Below are 14,543 nucleotides of genomic sequence, written 5' to 3'. Positions count from 1 at the left end.
CCTGCCGCTCTCAGGCGCCACCGGCGGGCGCCTGCGCCCCGGCCGGCTGGTCGCCCTCGTCACCCCGGTGCCAGATCACGCGCTGGGGGAACGGGATCTCGATGCCCTCGGCGTCGAAGCGGGCCTTGATCCGTTGGCGCATCTCGCGGGCGACCGCCCACTGCTCCAGCGGGGCGGTCTTCAGCACGACCCGGACGTCGACACCGTCGGGGCCGAGATTCTGCACGCCCCAGACGGACGGCTCCTCGATGATCTTGCCCTCGAAGGTCTCGTCCTCCCAGAGGTCGTGGGCCACCGACTCCAGCACGGTGCGCACGCGGCCGAGGTCCTCGTGGTAGCCGACCGCGACGTCGAGCACGGTCTGCGCCCAGTTCTGGCTCTGGTTGCCGACCCGGGTGATCGAGCCGTTGGGGACGTACCAGACCGTGCCGTTGATGTCGCGGACCCGGGTGATCCGCAGGGTCACCGCCTCGACCGTGCCGATGGCCTCCCCGAGGTCGACGACGTCGCCCACGCCGTACTGGTCCTCGACGATCATGAAGATGCCCGAGAGGAAGTCGGCCACGAGGGACTGGGCGCCGAAGCCGACCGCGACGCCGATGATCCCGGCGGAGGCGATGATCGGCGCGATGTTGACGCCGATCTCGCTCAGCATCATCGTGCCCACGACGGCGGTGATGACCCCGGTGCTGACGCTCTTCAGCAGGCTGCCGACGGTCTGTGCGCGCTGCGTGCGGCGGGTGCTGCGGTGCTGGTGGCCGGGCGCGGCGGCCGGGCCCTTCTCGGCCCGCAGCACCACCCGGCCGATGAGCCGGTGGACGACCCACCGGACGACCAGGGCCAGCACGAGGTAGCCCACGAGCTGGAGCGGGGTCCCGATGATCAGGTCGGCGGCCGCGGCCAGGCGGGAGTTGCCGGACCAGTCCAGCACGGTGGTGCAGACCTGCTGGCCCTCGGCGCAGGGGTCGGCGGCGCCGGTCCCGCGGGGACCGACGACGAGGTCGAGGAAGGTGTCGAGGCCGGGGACGGCCACGGCGAGGGGGAGAGCGGCAGGCATCCCCCGTGTGTAGCAGCCGACCGGTCCCGATCTCGACCCGACGGCTGGCCTGTCGCCGATGCACGGGCCCGGTGTGACCAAGGCGACGACGCCCGGGGGTCCCGGTGGCCTCCGGGGGAGGCGGTCGGGGTGGGGACCGATACCCTGGCGGTGTGACGCAGCACGCCACCCCCGCCGCCCGCCCGCCCCGGGAGACCCCGCGCCGTCGCGCCGTGCCGACGGTGCGCGCCGCGGTGCTGACCGCGACGACGGCGGTGACGGCCGCCCTCGTCCTGGGGGTGGCCCTGGCCGCCCCGGCCGCGGCCGACGTGCCCGCCCAGGGCTGGCCGCAGAACGAGCCGGTCAACGTGCTCGACGCGCTGCTGCTGATCGGCGGGGTGGCGCTCGCGGTGATCCTCGTCGTCACGGTGCTCACCGTCGGCCCGGCGCTGGCCCGGGGCGAACGGATCAACCCGGGTGTCCCGGCCGTCGAGAACCAGTGGATCGGCGGTCCCCGCAAGGCGGCCGGCGAGCTCGCCGGCCCCGACGGCGAAGGCTCCGAGGCCGGGGGTGCCGGTGCCCGCTGGTGACCGCTCCTCCCACCTGACCGGCGCCGACCGGACCCTGCTCGACGACACCATCCGGCGCGCCGAGCAGGCCTGCCGGGCCGAGATCTCGGTGTTCGTCGGGACCGCCGAGGGCGGTGCCCGCGCCTTCGCGACGTCGTTGCACAACTCCCTGGTCGCGCCGTCCCGCAGCATCCTGGTGATGGTCGACCCCACCGCCCGCGCGCTGGAGATCGTGACCGGCGGCTGGGTGCGTCGTCACCTGAGCGACAAGCAGGTCGAGCTGGTGGCCCTCACGATGCAGAGCGCCTTCGCTGAGGGCGACCTCGTCGGTGGCCTCCGTCGTGGCGTCACGATGCTGGGCGAGCACGCCCGGGCGCCCCGGACGCTGCACTCCTCCACCGAGGACTGAGCACCCGGGACGTCCCGGCCGGCCGCTACCGTGCCGCGTCCGCGTCCGCCGTGCGCGCCGCCAGCGCCCGGGCGACCTCGGAGCGGCCCTCGGTGACGTAGCGGACGGCGTTGGCGTTCGCCTGGGTCGTGGCCAGCCACGCGTCGACGTCGGCGAGCAGGCCCGGCGAGGCCAGCACCGTCGGGAAACCGAAGCGCAGCGCCGTCGAGGCACGCTGGGTGCCCAGCCGCTCGTAGGCGGTGCCGGCCACGTCCAGGAAGCGCCCGACGTACGGCGCCAGGACGTCGTCCTGGCCGTGCTGGAAGAACGAGGTCACGATCGAGCGCTGCGTCTCGTTCGGGGTCTCCGGGTCCACGAAGGCCTGCTGCCAGGCCGCCTCCTTGGCCTCCGGCGTCGGCAGCGCGGCCCGGGCGCCCGCGGCGTGCTCGCGGCCCGAGATGGTGGCGTCGCGCGCCTCCTCCGCGGCGATCCGGTCCTCGCCGAGGCGACCGCGTGCCGCGAGCGCGGTGACCAGGACCCAGCGCAGGTCCGTGTCGACCTCGAGGCCCGGTACGCCCGTCGTGCCGGCCAGCAGGCCCTCGAGCTCGTCGAGGGCGTCGTCGCTGCGCGCCGCGCCGGCCAGGGCGCGGGCGAAGGTCAGCTGCAGGTCGCTGCCGGGAGCGGCCTCGTGCAGCAGCCGCCGTACGCCCTGCTCCCAGCGCGCGACCAGGCCGGCGCGGTGGTCGGGGCGGCGTAGAGGTTCGCGGCCGTGGCGGCGAACCGCGGGATGACGCTGCCGCCGAAGGCGTCGGTCTCCGAGCCGATCGCCCCGAGGACGAGGTCGACGTACGCCGTGGCGGCCAGCTCGCCGTCGCGGACCATGTCCCACGCGGCGCCCCAGCACAGGGCGCGGGCCAGCGAGTCGTCCAGCGTGGCCAGGCCCCGCACGACGGTGGCCAGGGACCGCTCGTCGAGGCGGATCTTGGCGTAGGCGAGGTCGTGGTCGTTGAGCAGCAGCAGGTCGGGCCGGGGCTCGCCGACCAGCTCGGGCACCTCGGTGGTGGCACCCTCGACGTCGATCTCGAGGTGGCGGCGCAGCTCGAGGCGCCCGTCGACCTCGTCGTAGAGGCCGACGCCGAGGCGGTGGCGGCGCAGCGTGGGCCACTCCGGGACCGCGCTCTGCTGCACGGTCACCGAGGTGTAGCGGCCCTCGGCGTCGACGGCCGAGGCCGGGGTCAGCGTGTTGACGCCTGCGGTCTGCAGCCACTCCCGGGCCCAGCCCTGGAGCTCGCGGCCCGAGGAGCGCTCGAGGGCGGCGAGCAGGTCGGCGAACTCCGAGCTGCCGTAGGCGTGGTCGCGGAAGTACTGCCGCAGGCCGACCAGGAAGGGGTCGAGCCCGACCCAGGCCACCAGCTGCTTGAGCACCGAGGCGCCCTTGGCGTAGGTGATCATGTCGAAGTTGACCTCGACGGCCTCGAGGTCGTGGTTGTCGGCCGCGATCGGGTGCGTGGAGGGCATCTGGTCCTGGCGGTAGCCGGTGACCTTGCGGGCGTTGGTGAAGCCGGTCCAGGACTCGGTGAACGCGGTGTTCTCGACCGCCGCGTGGTAGCAGGCCCACTCCGCGAAGGACTCGTTCAGCCACAGGTCGTCCCACCACCGCATGGTCACCAGGTCGCCGAACCACATGTGGGCCATCTCGTGCAGGACCACGGAGGCGCGGAACTCGTAGAAGGCGCCGTCCTGGCGGCTGCGCGGCAGGTACTCGTCGCGCAGGGTCACGCAGCCGGCGTTCTCCATCGCGCCCATGTTGTACTCCGGCACGTAGAGCTGGTCGTACTTGCCGAAGGGGTAGGGGAAGTCGAAGGCCTCCTCGAAGAACTCGAAGCCCTGCCGGGTGATCGTGAGCAGCTCCTCGACGTCCAGGTGCTCGACCAGCGACTGGCGGCAGTAGTGGCCGAGCGGGATCTCGCCGTGCGCGCCGACGTAGACGTCCTGCACCTCGTGGTACTCCCCGGCGACCACGGCGGTGATGTAGGTCGACATCGGCTTGGTCGGCGCGAAGTCCCAGCGGGCGCGGCCGGCCCCGAGGTGGACGGGGTCCGGGCTGGGGGAGTTGGAGACCACCTTCCAGTCCTCGGGCGCGGTCACCCGGAAGGTGAAGACCGACTTGAGGTCGGGCTGCTCGAAGGTCGTGTAGACGCGGCGGGCGTCGGGCACCTCGAACTGCGTGTAGAGGTAGACGCGGTCGTCGACCGGGTCCACGAAGCGGTGCAGGCCCTCCCCGGAGCGGGAGTAGGTGCAGTCGGCGCGGACCACGAGCGTGTTGGCCGCGGCGAGGTCGTCGAGCGCGATCCGGCTGTCGACGTAGGCCGTCGCGGGGTCGAGCGCACGGCCGTTGAGGGTGATCTCGTGCACCTCGGCGCCGACCAGGTCGGCGAAGGTGGAGGCGCCGGGTGAGGCGCAGGTGAACTCGATCGTCGTGGTCGAGGCGAACGTGTGCTCGCCGGTCGTGAGGTCGAGCTCGACGAGGTAGGACCCCACGGTGAGGAGGCCGGCGCGGGTGGCGGCCTCGTCCCGGGTCAGGTTGGTTCCAGGCATGGCCGCGATCCTGCCACCCGTTCGGGGTGGTCGACCGGGCGGCGTCGGACGCGGGGAGGATGGGGCCGGTGTGATGCGTGGGAAAGTTGAGAAATTTGTCGCGTGTCGGCGTGTCGGTGCTTGACATGTGGTTGCCTCCCCGGTGTGACCTCTGCGCCCAGCACCTCTCGCACCCGTCCCGACGCCCTGCTCCGGCTGCTCGTCGCGGGCGCGCTCGCCCTCGCGCTCGGTGCCTCGACCCTGCTGCCGGTCGCCGGCACCGCCGCGGCGAAGGAGGCCGTCACCAGCAGCAGCAGCTCCTACCTCTGCACCGGGTACGACGCCTGCGCCCGCGCCGGCTACGGCCACGCGGGCTACAAGGAGCGCGGCGGGACGATGTACTGGAACATGTACTCCGGCCACAACTGCACCAACTACGTGGCCTACCGGATGGTGCAGGCGGGGATGCCCAACGTGCGTCCGTGGTCCGGCAGCGGCAACGCGATGTTCTGGGGCACCTCGAACGCCTCGAAGACCGACCGCACGCCCGAGGTGGGGGCGGTGGCCTGGTTCCGGGCGTACCGGTCCGGCGTCTCCGGGTCCGCCGGTCACGTGGCCTACGTGGAGCGGGTCGTCAGCCCGACGGAGATCATCGTCAGCGAGGACAGCTGGGGCGGCGACTTCCACTGGCGCCGCTACAGCGTGGCGGCCGGCACCTGGCCCGACGGCTTCGTGCACTTCGTCGACAGCACCCCGGAGCTGGCGAACAAGACGCTGCCGCGGGTCGGCGGCACCGCCACCGTGGGCCGGGCGCTCACCAGCGACCGCGGCAGCTGGACCCCCCGGGTGGAGGGTGCCGAGCGGCAGTGGCTGGTCGAGGGACGGGCCGTCGAGGGTGCGACCGGCAACCGGTTCACCCCGCGCCCGCGCGACGTGGGCAAGACCATCACGCTGCAGGTGACGGCCCGCAAGGCGGGCTACGAGGCCGCCACGGTCGTCTCGCAGCGCACCGCCGCGGTCAGGCGCGGCCGCTTCACCACCACACCCCCGGTCGTCACCGGGACGCCCGAGGTCGGCCAGGTGCTGACCTCGACCCCCGGCACGATGACGCCGGAGCCCGGCAGCACCCGGTTCTCGTGGTTCGCCGACGGCGAGCTCGTGGAGGGCGCCACTGGTGCTCGCCTGGTGCTGACCGAGGACCTGGAGGGCGCCCGCGTGGTCGCCGGGGTGGACGGGTTCGGTCGGGGCCACGTGCCCGCCCGCACCCGGTCCGTCGCCACGGCGCCGGTGACGGCGCCGTCGGTCGAGGTCGTCGAGCCGGCCCGCGTCGAGGGCACGCCGCAGGTCGGCGAGGAGCTCGCGGTCGATCCCGGGTCGTTCGCCCCGGCCCAGGCCGAGGTGCGCTACCGGTGGCTGCGCGACGGCGCCCGGATCAAGGGTGTCCGGGGTGCGGCGGCGACCTACCCGGTCCGGGCCCGCGACGTCGGGGCATGGCTCTCCGTCGAGGTCGAGCTGGTGCGGGCGGGGTACCGCCCGACCACGCAGCTGGTCGAGGTCGAGCGCGCCGTGCGCGCCACGCCCTCGCTCGAGGTGGTCGCGACCGGCAGGGCCCGCGAGGCCGTCGTCACCCTGGCCCTGAGCGCCCCGGGGGTGGAGGTGCCGACCGGTCAGGCCCTGGTCACCATCCGTGGCCGCGAGGTGCCGGTGACCGTGGAGGCCGGGGTCGCCCGTGTCGTCGTGGCCCCGCTGAAGGCCGGCGAGCGCGTGGTCCGGGTCGACTTCCTCGGCTCGGACCTGATCGCACCGGTCTCGGTGGAGGTGCCGGTCACGGTGCTGCCGGCCGGCTGAGCGGCCCGGGTCGCCGGGCGCGCGGGAATAGCGCGCGCCCGGCGACCGCTGCACCGGCATGACGAAAGCCGACTTCTGGTTCGACCCGCTCTGCCCGTTCGCCTGGATCACCTCGCGCTGGATGCTGGAGGTGGAGAAGGTCCGTGACGTCGACGTCACCTGGCACATCATGAGCCTGGGCTACCTCAACCAGGACAAGGAGATCCCCGAGGAGTACCGCAAGGCGCTCGAGGGTGCCTGGGGCCCGGTCCGCGTGGCGATGGCGGTGCAGCAGCAGCACGGGCGCGAGCACCTGCTGCCGCTCTACACCGCGATGGGCACCCGCATCCACGACCAGGACCGCGGCCGCGACCAGCAGGTCATGGCCGAGGCGCTGGCCGAGGTCGGGCTCCCTGCCGAGCTGGCCGAGGCCTTCGAGGACACCTCCTACGACGAGGCGATCATCTCCTCCCACCACGAGGGCATGGACCAGGTCGGTGAGGACGTCGGCACGCCGACGATCGCCATCGACGGCGTCGCGTTCTTCGGTCCGGTGATGACCCGGATCCCGCGCGGCGAGCAGGCCGGCGCGATCTGGGACGGCGCGGTGGCGATGGCCTCCTACCCGCACTTCTTCGAGCTCAAGCGCTCCCGCAACGAGGCGCTGGACTTCAGCTGACCCCGTCGGCGCGCCGCGCCGGGGTGTGACGGGTTGGACGGATGTTGCTGATGTGACGCATGATCAATGTCCATGAGCCTCCCGTCTCCCAGTCGGCGCACCGTCACCGTGGTCGCGACGGCCGCCGTGGGTGCCGTCGTCGCCGTGCCCGTCATCGACGCCCTCTCCGGCGGGGGTGACGAGCCCGGGACCGGGGACGGCGTGACCCGCGCCCGCCTGTCCGGCGGGCGCACCGGCGTCGCCCTGGCCTCCCGGCCCGGCGGGGTCCGCGCCGCCGACGTCCCGCTGGCGTCGCTGGCCGCGGGGTCGGCCCGACGCAGCACCGGCGCCGCCGGCCTCGAGACCAGCACGGTCGAGACCGACCCGTTCTCGATGGTCGGGGTGACCTGGCGCGGCGGTGAGACCACCGTCGAGGTGCGGACCCGCCCGGTCGGCTCCGGCACCTGGCGTCCCTGGAGCACGCTGCGCTTCCAGCACGACGGGCCCGACCTCGACAGCGGCGAGGGCGACCCCACGCTGCGCTCGACCGAGCTGACGTGGGTCGGCCCGAGCGACGCCCTCCAGGTCCGCACCAGCGGCGCGGCCGGCGATCCCGCCCTGGCCCTGATCGAGCCGGAGGTGCTGCCCGCGCGCGTGCTGCCCCGCTCCTCCACGCGCGACAAGGGGCTGCGACCGGCCATCCGCTCCCGTCGGGACTGGGGGGCCGACGAACGGCTGCGCACCGGGTCGCCGACCATCGACAGCACCATCCGGCAGATGCACGTCCACCACACGGTGAACTCCAACGGGTACGCGCGCGGCGACGTGCCCGGCCTGATCCGGGGCATGTACCGGTACCACACCCAGAACCTCGGCTGGTCCGACATCGGCTACAACTTCCTGGTGGACCGCTTCGGCCGGATCTGGGCCGGTCGGGCCGGAGGGGTGGAGCGCCCGGTGCGCGGCGCGCACACGCTGGGGTTCAACAGCAACTCCTTCGGGGTGGCGGTGATCGGGAACTTCGAGGCCGGGGCAGCGAACCGCCGGATCATCCGGGGCCTGGCCAAGATCGCCGCCTGGAAGCTCCACAAGCACGGACGTCGGCCGCGGGCGAGCGTCCGGGTCACCTCCTCGGGAAGCGACCGGTACCGGTCCGGGCAGCGCGTCCGGCTGCGCGTGATCGACGGTCACCGCGACACCAACGAGACCGCCTGCCCGGGCAGCAGGCTCTACGGCCGCCTCACCTGGGTGCGCCGGCGGGCGGCGGCGCGGATCCAACGGTTGGCGTGAGCAGGCGGGTCCCTAGGATCGGGGCATGAGCCACGTCCTGTCCGCCGTCGCCTGGCCCTACGCCAACGGCCCCCGCCACATCGGCCACGTCGCGGGCTTCGGGGTGCCCTCCGACGTCTTCAGCCGCTACATGCGGATGGCCGGCCACGACGTCCTCATGGTCTCCGGCACCGACGAGCACGGCACGCCGATCCTGGTCGCCGCCGACGCCGAGGGCGTCAGCGCCCGGGACCTCGCCGACCGCAACAACGCGGTGATCGTGCAGGACCTGCACGACCTCGGGCTGTCCTACGACCTGTTCACCCGCACCACGACCGGCAACCACTACCTCACGGTGCAAGAGATGTTCCGCACCGTGCACCGCAACGGCTACCTGGTCGAGCAGACCACCCAGTCGGCGATCAGCCCCTCGACCGGTCGCACCCTGCCCGACCGCTACATCGAGGGCACCTGCCCGATCTGCGGCTACACCGAGGCCCGCGGGGACCAGTGCGACAACTGCGGCAACCAGCTGGACGCCACCGACCTGGTCGCGCCCCGCTCCAAGATCAACGGCGAGACCCCGTCGTTCGTCGACACCCAGCACTACTTCCTGGACCTCCCCGCGCTGGCCGGTGCGCTGGGGGAGTGGCTCGACGAGCGCGAGGCCACCGGGCTGTGGCGGCCCAACGTGATCCGGTTCAGCCAGAACATCCTCAAGGAGATCCGCCCCCGCGCGATGACGCGCGACATCGACTGGGGCATCCCCGTGCCGGGCTGGGAGGACCAGCCCACCAAGCGCCTCTACGTCTGGTTCGACGCGGTGATCGGCTACCTCTCGGCCTCGATCGAGTGGGCCCGCCGCCAGGGCACGCCCGAGGCCTGGCGCGACTGGTGGAACGACCCGCAGACCCTGGCCTACTACTTCATGGGCAAGGACAACATCGTCTTCCACAGCCAGATCTGGCCGGCGGAGCTGCTGGCCTACGACGGCCGCGGCGACCGCGGCGGCGAGCCGGGGACGTACGGGGACCTCGTGCTGCCCACCGAGGTCGTCTCCTCGGAGTTCATGACCATGGAGAGCAAGCAGTTCTCGACCAGCCGCGGTCACGTGATCCTGGTCGGCGACATGCTGACGCGCTACCAGCCCGACGCGCTGCGCTACTTCATCTGCGCGGCCGGCCCCGAGACCTCCGACTCCGACTTCACCTGGGCCGAGTTCGTGCAGCGCACCAACTCCGAGCTGGTGGCCGGCTGGGGCAACCTGGTGAACCGCACGGCGACGATGATCGCCAAGAGCTTCGGCGAGGTCCCGCCCCGCGGCCCGCTGCAGCAGGTCGACGAGGACGTGCTCGCCACCGTGCGCGCCGGGTTCGACGCGGTCGGCGGGCTGATCTCCCGGCACCGCCAGCGCGCCGCGATCGCGGAGGCGATGCGCTGCGTCGGCGAGGTGAACAAGTACCTCACCGTCACCGAGCCCTACAAGATGAAGGACGAGGCGCAGCGCGAGCGGCTCGGCACCGTCCTCAACGTCGCCGCGCAGTGCGTCCTGGACTGCAACCTGCTGCTGGCCCCGTTCCTGCCGCACGCCGCCAACCGGGTGTGGGCGGTCTACGGGGGCGAGGGCGAGCTGGTGCCGATGCCGCGCATCGAGCAGGTCGAGGACCTCGACCCCGGCGCCGGCGCCGGCCTCGGGCCGTACCCGGTGATCACGGGCGACTACCGCGGCACGCCGCGCTGGGAGTCCCGCCCGGTCGTGGCCGGGACCCCGGTGGCCAAGCCGACGCCGGTCTTCACCAAGCTCGACCCGTCGGTCGTCGAGCAGGAGCGGGAGCGTCTGGCCACGCCCGAGGGCTGAACCGGCCTAGGATCGCCGCCGTGACCGCCTCGATGTACCTGCCCTCGTTCTTCGTCAAGCAGAAGGTCGCGCTGACGACCAACCGCTACGAGCTCTACGCCGCGAACCCGGACGGCTCGACCGGCGCGATGATGGGGCTGGCCGAGCAGAAGCGGCTGGCGTTCAAGGAGCAGGTCACCTTCTTCGAGGACTCCTCCAAGGCGCGCCCGGTCTTCGCCTTCAAGGCCCGGCAGCGGATGGACCTCAACGCCGGCTACGACGTCACCGACGAGGCCGGCGCACCGCTGGGCTTCTTCCGCAAGGACTTCGGCGCGAGCCTGCTCCGCTCGACCTTCCACCTCGAGGGCCCGGGGTACGCCGGGACCGGGCGGGAGCGCAGCCAGCTGGTCGCGATCGTGCGCCGGGTGGCCGACATCCCCTTCCTGCCGATCCACTTCGACTTCGTGGCCCCCGACGGGGCTCCGCTGCTCTCGGTCTCCCGCCAGGGCTCGGTGCGCGACAAGTACACGGTGACGGTGCCGCACCCCGAGATCGACTTCCGCGTCGCCGCGGCGGTCGCGGTGGCGCTGGACGCCCTGATGGCGCGCTGAGCGGGCGGACCACGATGGCCCTGCACCCCCAGGCCCGCGCCGCCCTCGAGGCTGCCGCGGGCGACGTCCCGGTCAGCGACCCGGCCTTCGACGTCGCCCGGGCCCGGGCGGAGTCCCGGGTCGCCGCGGCGGCCGAGCCCCGGGAGCGCGTCGCCCACGTCGAGGACGTCGACGCGCACGGGGTGCCGTGCCGGGTCTACCTGCCCGTCGACCCGGCGGACGCTTCCGTGACCGGGCTGGTGCTGCACCTGCACGGCGGGGGCTTCGTGCTCAACGACGTCGAGGTCCACGACGCCGCCTGCCGCCGCCTCGTGGTCTCCAGCGGGCACGCGGTGCTCAGCGTCGACTACCGCCGCCCGCCGGAGCACCGGTTCCCGGCCGCGCCCGACGACGTCGACACGGTGCTGGCCTGGCTGGCTGCCGAGGGACCCGGGCGCGGGCTCGACGTGCCGGTGGTGGCACACGGCGACAGCGCCGGCGCCAACCTCGCCCTGGTCGCCGCGCTGCGCCACCCCGGCCGCTTCGCCGCGACCGTGCTGATCTACCCCTTCCTCGACCCCACCGGCTCCTTCCCCTCCTTCCGGCGCGAGACGCACGGCTTCGACCCCCGCGACGCCACCTGGTACTGGGAGCAGTACGCCGCCTCGTCGGCCGACCTCGCCGACCCCGACCTCGCGCCGCTGCTCTCGGAGCACCTCGCGACGCTGCCGCCGACGCTGGTGCTCACCGCCGAGCACGACCCGCTGCTCGACGAGGGCGAGCACCTGGTCGCGCTGCTGGCCGAGGCCGGCGTCGAGGTGACCGGCACCCGCTACCTCGGCATGCTGCACGGGTTCTGGCGCCACCCGGGTGCCTACGACGCCGCGAGCACCGCGATCCAGCAGGTCGGCGCCTTCGTGGCCCACCACCTGCCCACCACCCGTCCGGACCCGGGGGCCTGAGAGGATCGCGCCATGCGCGTCCACGTCGGATCCGACCACGCCGGGCTCGAGCTCAAGGACCACCTGCTGGCCTGGCTCGGCGAGCACGGCTACGAGCCGGTCGACCACGGTCCCTTCCGCTACGACGCGCTCGACGACTACCCGGTCTTCTGCCTGCGGGCGGCCGAGGCCGTCGCCGCCGAGCGCGCCGAGGGCCGCGACAGCCTGGGTGTGGTCGTCGGGGGCTCGGGCAACGGCGAGCAGATCGCCGCCAACAAGGTGCGCGGCGTGCGGTGCGCGCTGGCGTGGTCGGAGGAGACCGCCCGCCTGGCCCGCCAGCACAACGACGCGACCGTGGTCTCCGTGGGCGGGCGGCTGCACCCGCTCGAGGACATGACCCGCTTCGTGGAGGTGTTCCTCGCCGAGCCGTTCAGCGGCGACGAGCGCCACGTGCGCCGCATCGAGCAGCTGTCGACGTACGAGACCGGGGGCGGGCTGCCGCCGCTGCCGGACTCCGCGCGTCCCGCCGCAGAGCAGGCCTGAGGACGTGCCCGAGGGCCACACCCTGCTGCGGCTCGCGCTCGACCTCGACGCCGCCTTCGGCGGGCGCCACGTCCGGGTCACCAGCCCGCAGGGCCGCTTCGAGGAGTCCGCGGCGATCCTGGACGGCCGGGTGCTGCGCGCCGCCGAGGCCACCGGCAAGCACCTGTTCCTCGACTTCGACCAGGAGGACGTCGTGCACGTCCACCTCGGGCTGTACGGCAAGCTGCCGGTCCACGCGGGCCTCCCCGGCGTGGACGCGGTGCCGGCCCCGGTCGGGGCGGTCCGGATGCGGCTGGTCGCCGACGGTGCCGACGGTCACGGCGCCGGCACGGCGTACGGAGACCTGCGCGGCGCCACGCAGTGCGCCCTGGTCACCCCGGCCGAGCGCGAGGCCGTGCTCGACCGGATCGGGCCGGACCCGCTGAAGCCCGACGCCGACCCGGACCGGGCCTGGCAGCGGATCCGCCGCAGCCGGGCCCCGATCGGCGGGCTGCTGATGGACCAGTCCGTGCTGGCCGGCGTGGGCAATGTCTACCGGGCAGAGGTGCTCTTCCGGCAGCGGCTCGACCCGATGCGTCCCGGACGCACCCTGCGGGTCAGCCAGTGGCAGGCGGTGTGGGACGACCTCGTCGAGCTGATGGCGGCGGGCGTGCGCAGCGGCAGGATCGAGACGCTGCGCCCCGAGGACCGCGCGGCGGCCCGCCAGCGGCCGGCGCGGCGGCGTACGGGCCAGCACTACGTCTACCGCCGCGACGGGCAGGAGTGCCTGGTCTGCGGGGCGACGGTGCGGACCAGGGAGCTGGCCGCCCGGAACCTGTTCTGGTGCCCGCGTTGCCAGCCCGTGTTCCGCTCCCGCGCCGTAGGGTGAGCGCTCCCAGCGAGCGAGCGGAGGCGGTGCCGCGATGAGCACCCCGACCCGGGACGTGCGCCCGGAGCGCGTGCTCGCGCCCCGGAGAGGACTCCGGTCGCTGCGCCGGCACGGCGTGAGCGCGGAGACGCGCCTCTCGGTCGGCCTCGGTGCCGTGTCGACCGTGGTGGCCCTGCTCGTCGTGGCCTTCGACGGCATCATGCCGTTCACCAGCCTGATGGTCCCGCTGCTGGTCGGCAGCATCTTCCTCGGCCCGCGCACGCTGCCGTGGTTCGTGATCTACCTGATGCTGCTGCTGACCGCGCAGGTGGCGCTCGTCGGGGACTCCGGAGGCCGCATCGTCGGCCCGACCACGGTGCAGTTCACGATGGGGCTGATCGTGCTCTTCACCTCGTTCCGCCGCTCCCAGCTCGGCGTCGGCGGGCTGCGGGGCGAGTCGATGCTGGTCGACCTGCGCGACCGGATCCTCACCCAGGGCGGCATCCCCGCGCTGCCCGAGGGGTGGCAGGTCGACTCCGCGATCCACTCCGCGGGGGGCACGCCCTTCGCGGGGGACTTCGTGGTGGCCACCCGGGTCGACGACCCGGGCCGCCTGGAGGTGGTGGTCGTCGACGTGTCGGGCAAGGGCGCGGACGCCGGCACCCGCGCGCTGCTGCTCTCCGGCGCCTTCGGCGGCCTGCTGGGGGCCACGCGTCCCGACGGCTTCCTGCCCGCGGCCAACGACTACATGGTGCGCCAGGACTGGGACGAGGGCTTCGCGACCGCCGTGCACCTCTCCGTCGACCTCGGCACGGGGGCCTACGAGGTCCGCTCGGCCGGTCACCCGCCGGCCCTGCACCGCTCGGCCGGCTCCGGCCGGTGGCGCGTGCTGGACAGCGAGGGGCCCGTGCTCGGGCTGATCGAGGGGCCCGACTTCGTCGCGGCGCGCGGCGTGGTCGGCCACGGCGACACCCTGCTGCTCTACACCGACGGCATGGTCGAGGAGCCCCGGCGCGACATCGACCTGGGGATCGACCGGCTGCTGGGCGCCGCGGAGCAGCTGCTGCGGGGCAGCGTGGGCGGGGCCGCGACCCGGCTGGTGACCGCGCTGGGCTCCCCGGACGACGACCGCGCGATGATCGTGGTCCACCGCACCTGAGCCCCGATCCGGGCCGGGCCGAGCCGGGCCCGATTGGGCGCCGTCCGGGCGTTGTGCGAGGATTCCCGGGGTGTACGGGGCCCGATCCCGCGCCGGCGGATGTAGCTCAATGGTAGAGCCCCAGTCTTCCAAACTGGCTACGCGGGTTCGATTCCCGTCATCCGCTCCAAGGAGCCGCCGGACGTCCTGCGCGGGTGATCGCGCGGGCGGCCAGGGCCTCTTGGCGGGGCGTAGCGTAGTGGCTAGCGCGCCTGCTTTGGGAGCAGGAGACCGCAGGTTCGAGTCCTGTCGCCCCGACCACC

The 14,543-nt window shown here is 73.6% G+C and carries 14 protein-coding genes and 2 tRNA genes; 13 read left to right on the top strand and 3 right to left on the bottom strand.

Annotated features, from left to right (window positions below):
* Positions 1–10: 10 nt before the first annotated feature.
* Positions 11–1,057 carry a mechanosensitive ion channel family protein gene (locus ENKNEFLB_RS16865; RefSeq protein WP_214056443.1) on the bottom strand — a complete coding sequence of 349 codons (1,047 nt, stop codon included), beginning with the start codon at positions 1,055–1,057 and terminating at the stop codon, positions 11–13.
* Between the two features lie 152 nt (positions 1,058–1,209).
* On the opposite strand from ENKNEFLB_RS16865, the gene ENKNEFLB_RS16860 reads away from it, so the two are divergent.
* Positions 1,210–1,626 carry a hypothetical protein gene (locus ENKNEFLB_RS16860; protein ID WP_214056442.1) on the top strand — a complete coding sequence of 139 codons (417 nt, stop codon included), beginning with the start codon at positions 1,210–1,212 and terminating at the stop codon, positions 1,624–1,626.
* Positions 1,613–2,014, top strand: a complete 402-nt coding sequence (locus ENKNEFLB_RS16855; RefSeq protein WP_214056441.1) for a DUF5130 family protein — start codon at positions 1,613–1,615, stop codon at positions 2,012–2,014. The genes ENKNEFLB_RS16860 and ENKNEFLB_RS16855 overlap by 14 nt, the downstream gene beginning before the upstream one ends.
* Positions 2,015–2,039: 25 nt before the next feature.
* On the opposite strand, the gene ENKNEFLB_RS23240 is transcribed toward ENKNEFLB_RS16855, so the two are convergent.
* Both ENKNEFLB_RS23240 and pepN read right to left on the bottom strand, forming a co-directional pair.
* On the bottom strand, positions 2,040–2,636 hold the full coding sequence (locus ENKNEFLB_RS23240) for an ERAP1-like C-terminal domain-containing protein (protein WP_420830557.1): 597 nt from the start codon (positions 2,634–2,636) through the stop codon (positions 2,040–2,042).
* A 14-nt stretch (positions 2,637–2,650) separates the two neighbouring features.
* Positions 2,651–4,591, bottom strand: a complete 1,941-nt coding sequence (gene pepN, locus ENKNEFLB_RS16850; protein ID WP_420830511.1) for an aminopeptidase N — start codon at positions 4,589–4,591, stop codon at positions 2,651–2,653.
* A 144-nt stretch (positions 4,592–4,735) separates the two neighbouring features.
* Here pepN and ENKNEFLB_RS16845 point away from each other — a divergent pair, with 144 nt between their 5' ends.
* The 11 genes from ENKNEFLB_RS16845 to ENKNEFLB_RS16795 all read left to right on the top strand — a co-directional run bounded on the left by ENKNEFLB_RS16845 (position 4,736) and on the right by ENKNEFLB_RS16795 (position 14,541).
* On the top strand, positions 4,736–6,418 hold the full coding sequence (locus ENKNEFLB_RS16845) for a CHAP domain-containing protein (protein ID WP_214056440.1): 1,683 nt from the start codon (positions 4,736–4,738) through the stop codon (positions 6,416–6,418).
* Positions 6,419–6,476: 58 nt separating this feature from the next.
* The gene (locus tag ENKNEFLB_RS16840; RefSeq protein ID WP_214056439.1) at positions 6,477–7,076 is read left to right on the top strand and encodes a mycothiol-dependent nitroreductase Rv2466c family protein; all 600 of its coding nucleotides are present in this window, start codon (positions 6,477–6,479) and stop codon (positions 7,074–7,076) included.
* 72 nt (positions 7,077–7,148) lie between these two features.
* Positions 7,149–8,345 carry an N-acetylmuramoyl-L-alanine amidase gene (locus tag ENKNEFLB_RS16835; RefSeq protein ID WP_214056438.1) on the top strand — a complete coding sequence of 399 codons (1,197 nt, stop codon included), beginning with the start codon at positions 7,149–7,151 and terminating at the stop codon, positions 8,343–8,345.
* A 25-nt stretch (positions 8,346–8,370) separates the two neighbouring features.
* Positions 8,371–10,182 (top strand): methionine--tRNA ligase, encoded by a 1,812-nt coding sequence (metG, locus tag ENKNEFLB_RS16830; protein WP_214056437.1) that lies wholly within the window; start codon positions 8,371–8,373, stop codon positions 10,180–10,182.
* 20 nt (positions 10,183–10,202) lie between these two features.
* Positions 10,203–10,772 carry an LURP-one-related family protein gene (locus ENKNEFLB_RS16825; protein WP_246535622.1) on the top strand — a complete coding sequence of 190 codons (570 nt, stop codon included), beginning with the start codon at positions 10,203–10,205 and terminating at the stop codon, positions 10,770–10,772.
* Between the two features lie 14 nt (positions 10,773–10,786).
* Complete coding sequence (locus tag ENKNEFLB_RS16820) at positions 10,787–11,713, top strand: alpha/beta hydrolase (protein WP_214056436.1); 927 nt, start codon at positions 10,787–10,789, stop codon at positions 11,711–11,713.
* Between the two features lie 12 nt (positions 11,714–11,725).
* Positions 11,726–12,235 carry a ribose-5-phosphate isomerase gene (locus ENKNEFLB_RS16815; RefSeq protein ID WP_214056435.1) on the top strand — a complete coding sequence of 170 codons (510 nt, stop codon included), beginning with the start codon at positions 11,726–11,728 and terminating at the stop codon, positions 12,233–12,235.
* A gap of 4 nt (positions 12,236–12,239) precedes the next feature.
* Positions 12,240–13,103, top strand: a complete 864-nt coding sequence (locus ENKNEFLB_RS16810) for an Fpg/Nei family DNA glycosylase (protein WP_214056434.1) — start codon at positions 12,240–12,242, stop codon at positions 13,101–13,103.
* 34 nt (positions 13,104–13,137) lie between these two features.
* Positions 13,138–14,241, top strand: a complete 1,104-nt coding sequence (locus tag ENKNEFLB_RS16805) for a PP2C family protein-serine/threonine phosphatase (RefSeq protein WP_214056433.1) — start codon at positions 13,138–13,140, stop codon at positions 14,239–14,241.
* A 95-nt stretch (positions 14,242–14,336) separates the two neighbouring features.
* A tRNA-Gly gene (locus ENKNEFLB_RS16800) sits at positions 14,337–14,410 on the top strand.
* A gap of 55 nt (positions 14,411–14,465) precedes the next feature.
* A tRNA-Pro gene (locus ENKNEFLB_RS16795) sits at positions 14,466–14,541 on the top strand.
* Positions 14,542–14,543: the final 2 nt, after the last annotated feature.

Source organism: Nocardioides aquaticus (assembly GCF_018459925.1).
In the GTDB taxonomy this organism is placed as follows: Bacteria; Actinomycetota; Actinomycetes; order Propionibacteriales; family Nocardioidaceae; genus Nocardioides; species Nocardioides aquaticus.
This window is presented reverse-complemented; position numbering and strand designations above follow the sequence as displayed.

Bases quoted from the DNA above. Each gene is read 5' to 3' on its own strand.
- pepN (WP_420830511.1), bottom strand. From the start codon at position 4,591: ATGCCTGGAACCAACCTGACCCGGGACGAGGCCGCCACCCGCGCCGGC.
- ENKNEFLB_RS16840 (WP_214056439.1), top strand. From the start codon at position 6,477: ATGACGAAAGCCGACTTCTGGTTCGACCCGCTCTGCCCGTTCGCCTGG.
- ENKNEFLB_RS16865 (WP_214056443.1), bottom strand. From the start codon at position 1,057: ATGCCTGCCGCTCTCCCCCTCGCCGTGGCCGTCCCCGGCCTCGACACC.
- ENKNEFLB_RS16805 (WP_214056433.1), top strand. From the start codon at position 13,138: ATGAGCACCCCGACCCGGGACGTGCGCCCGGAGCGCGTGCTCGCGCCC.
- metG (WP_214056437.1), top strand. From the start codon at position 8,371: ATGAGCCACGTCCTGTCCGCCGTCGCCTGGCCCTACGCCAACGGCCCC.
- ENKNEFLB_RS16815 (WP_214056435.1), top strand. From the start codon at position 11,726: ATGCGCGTCCACGTCGGATCCGACCACGCCGGGCTCGAGCTCAAGGAC.
- ENKNEFLB_RS16820 (WP_214056436.1), top strand. From the start codon at position 10,787: ATGGCCCTGCACCCCCAGGCCCGCGCCGCCCTCGAGGCTGCCGCGGGC.
- ENKNEFLB_RS16835 (WP_214056438.1), top strand. From the start codon at position 7,149: ATGAGCCTCCCGTCTCCCAGTCGGCGCACCGTCACCGTGGTCGCGACG.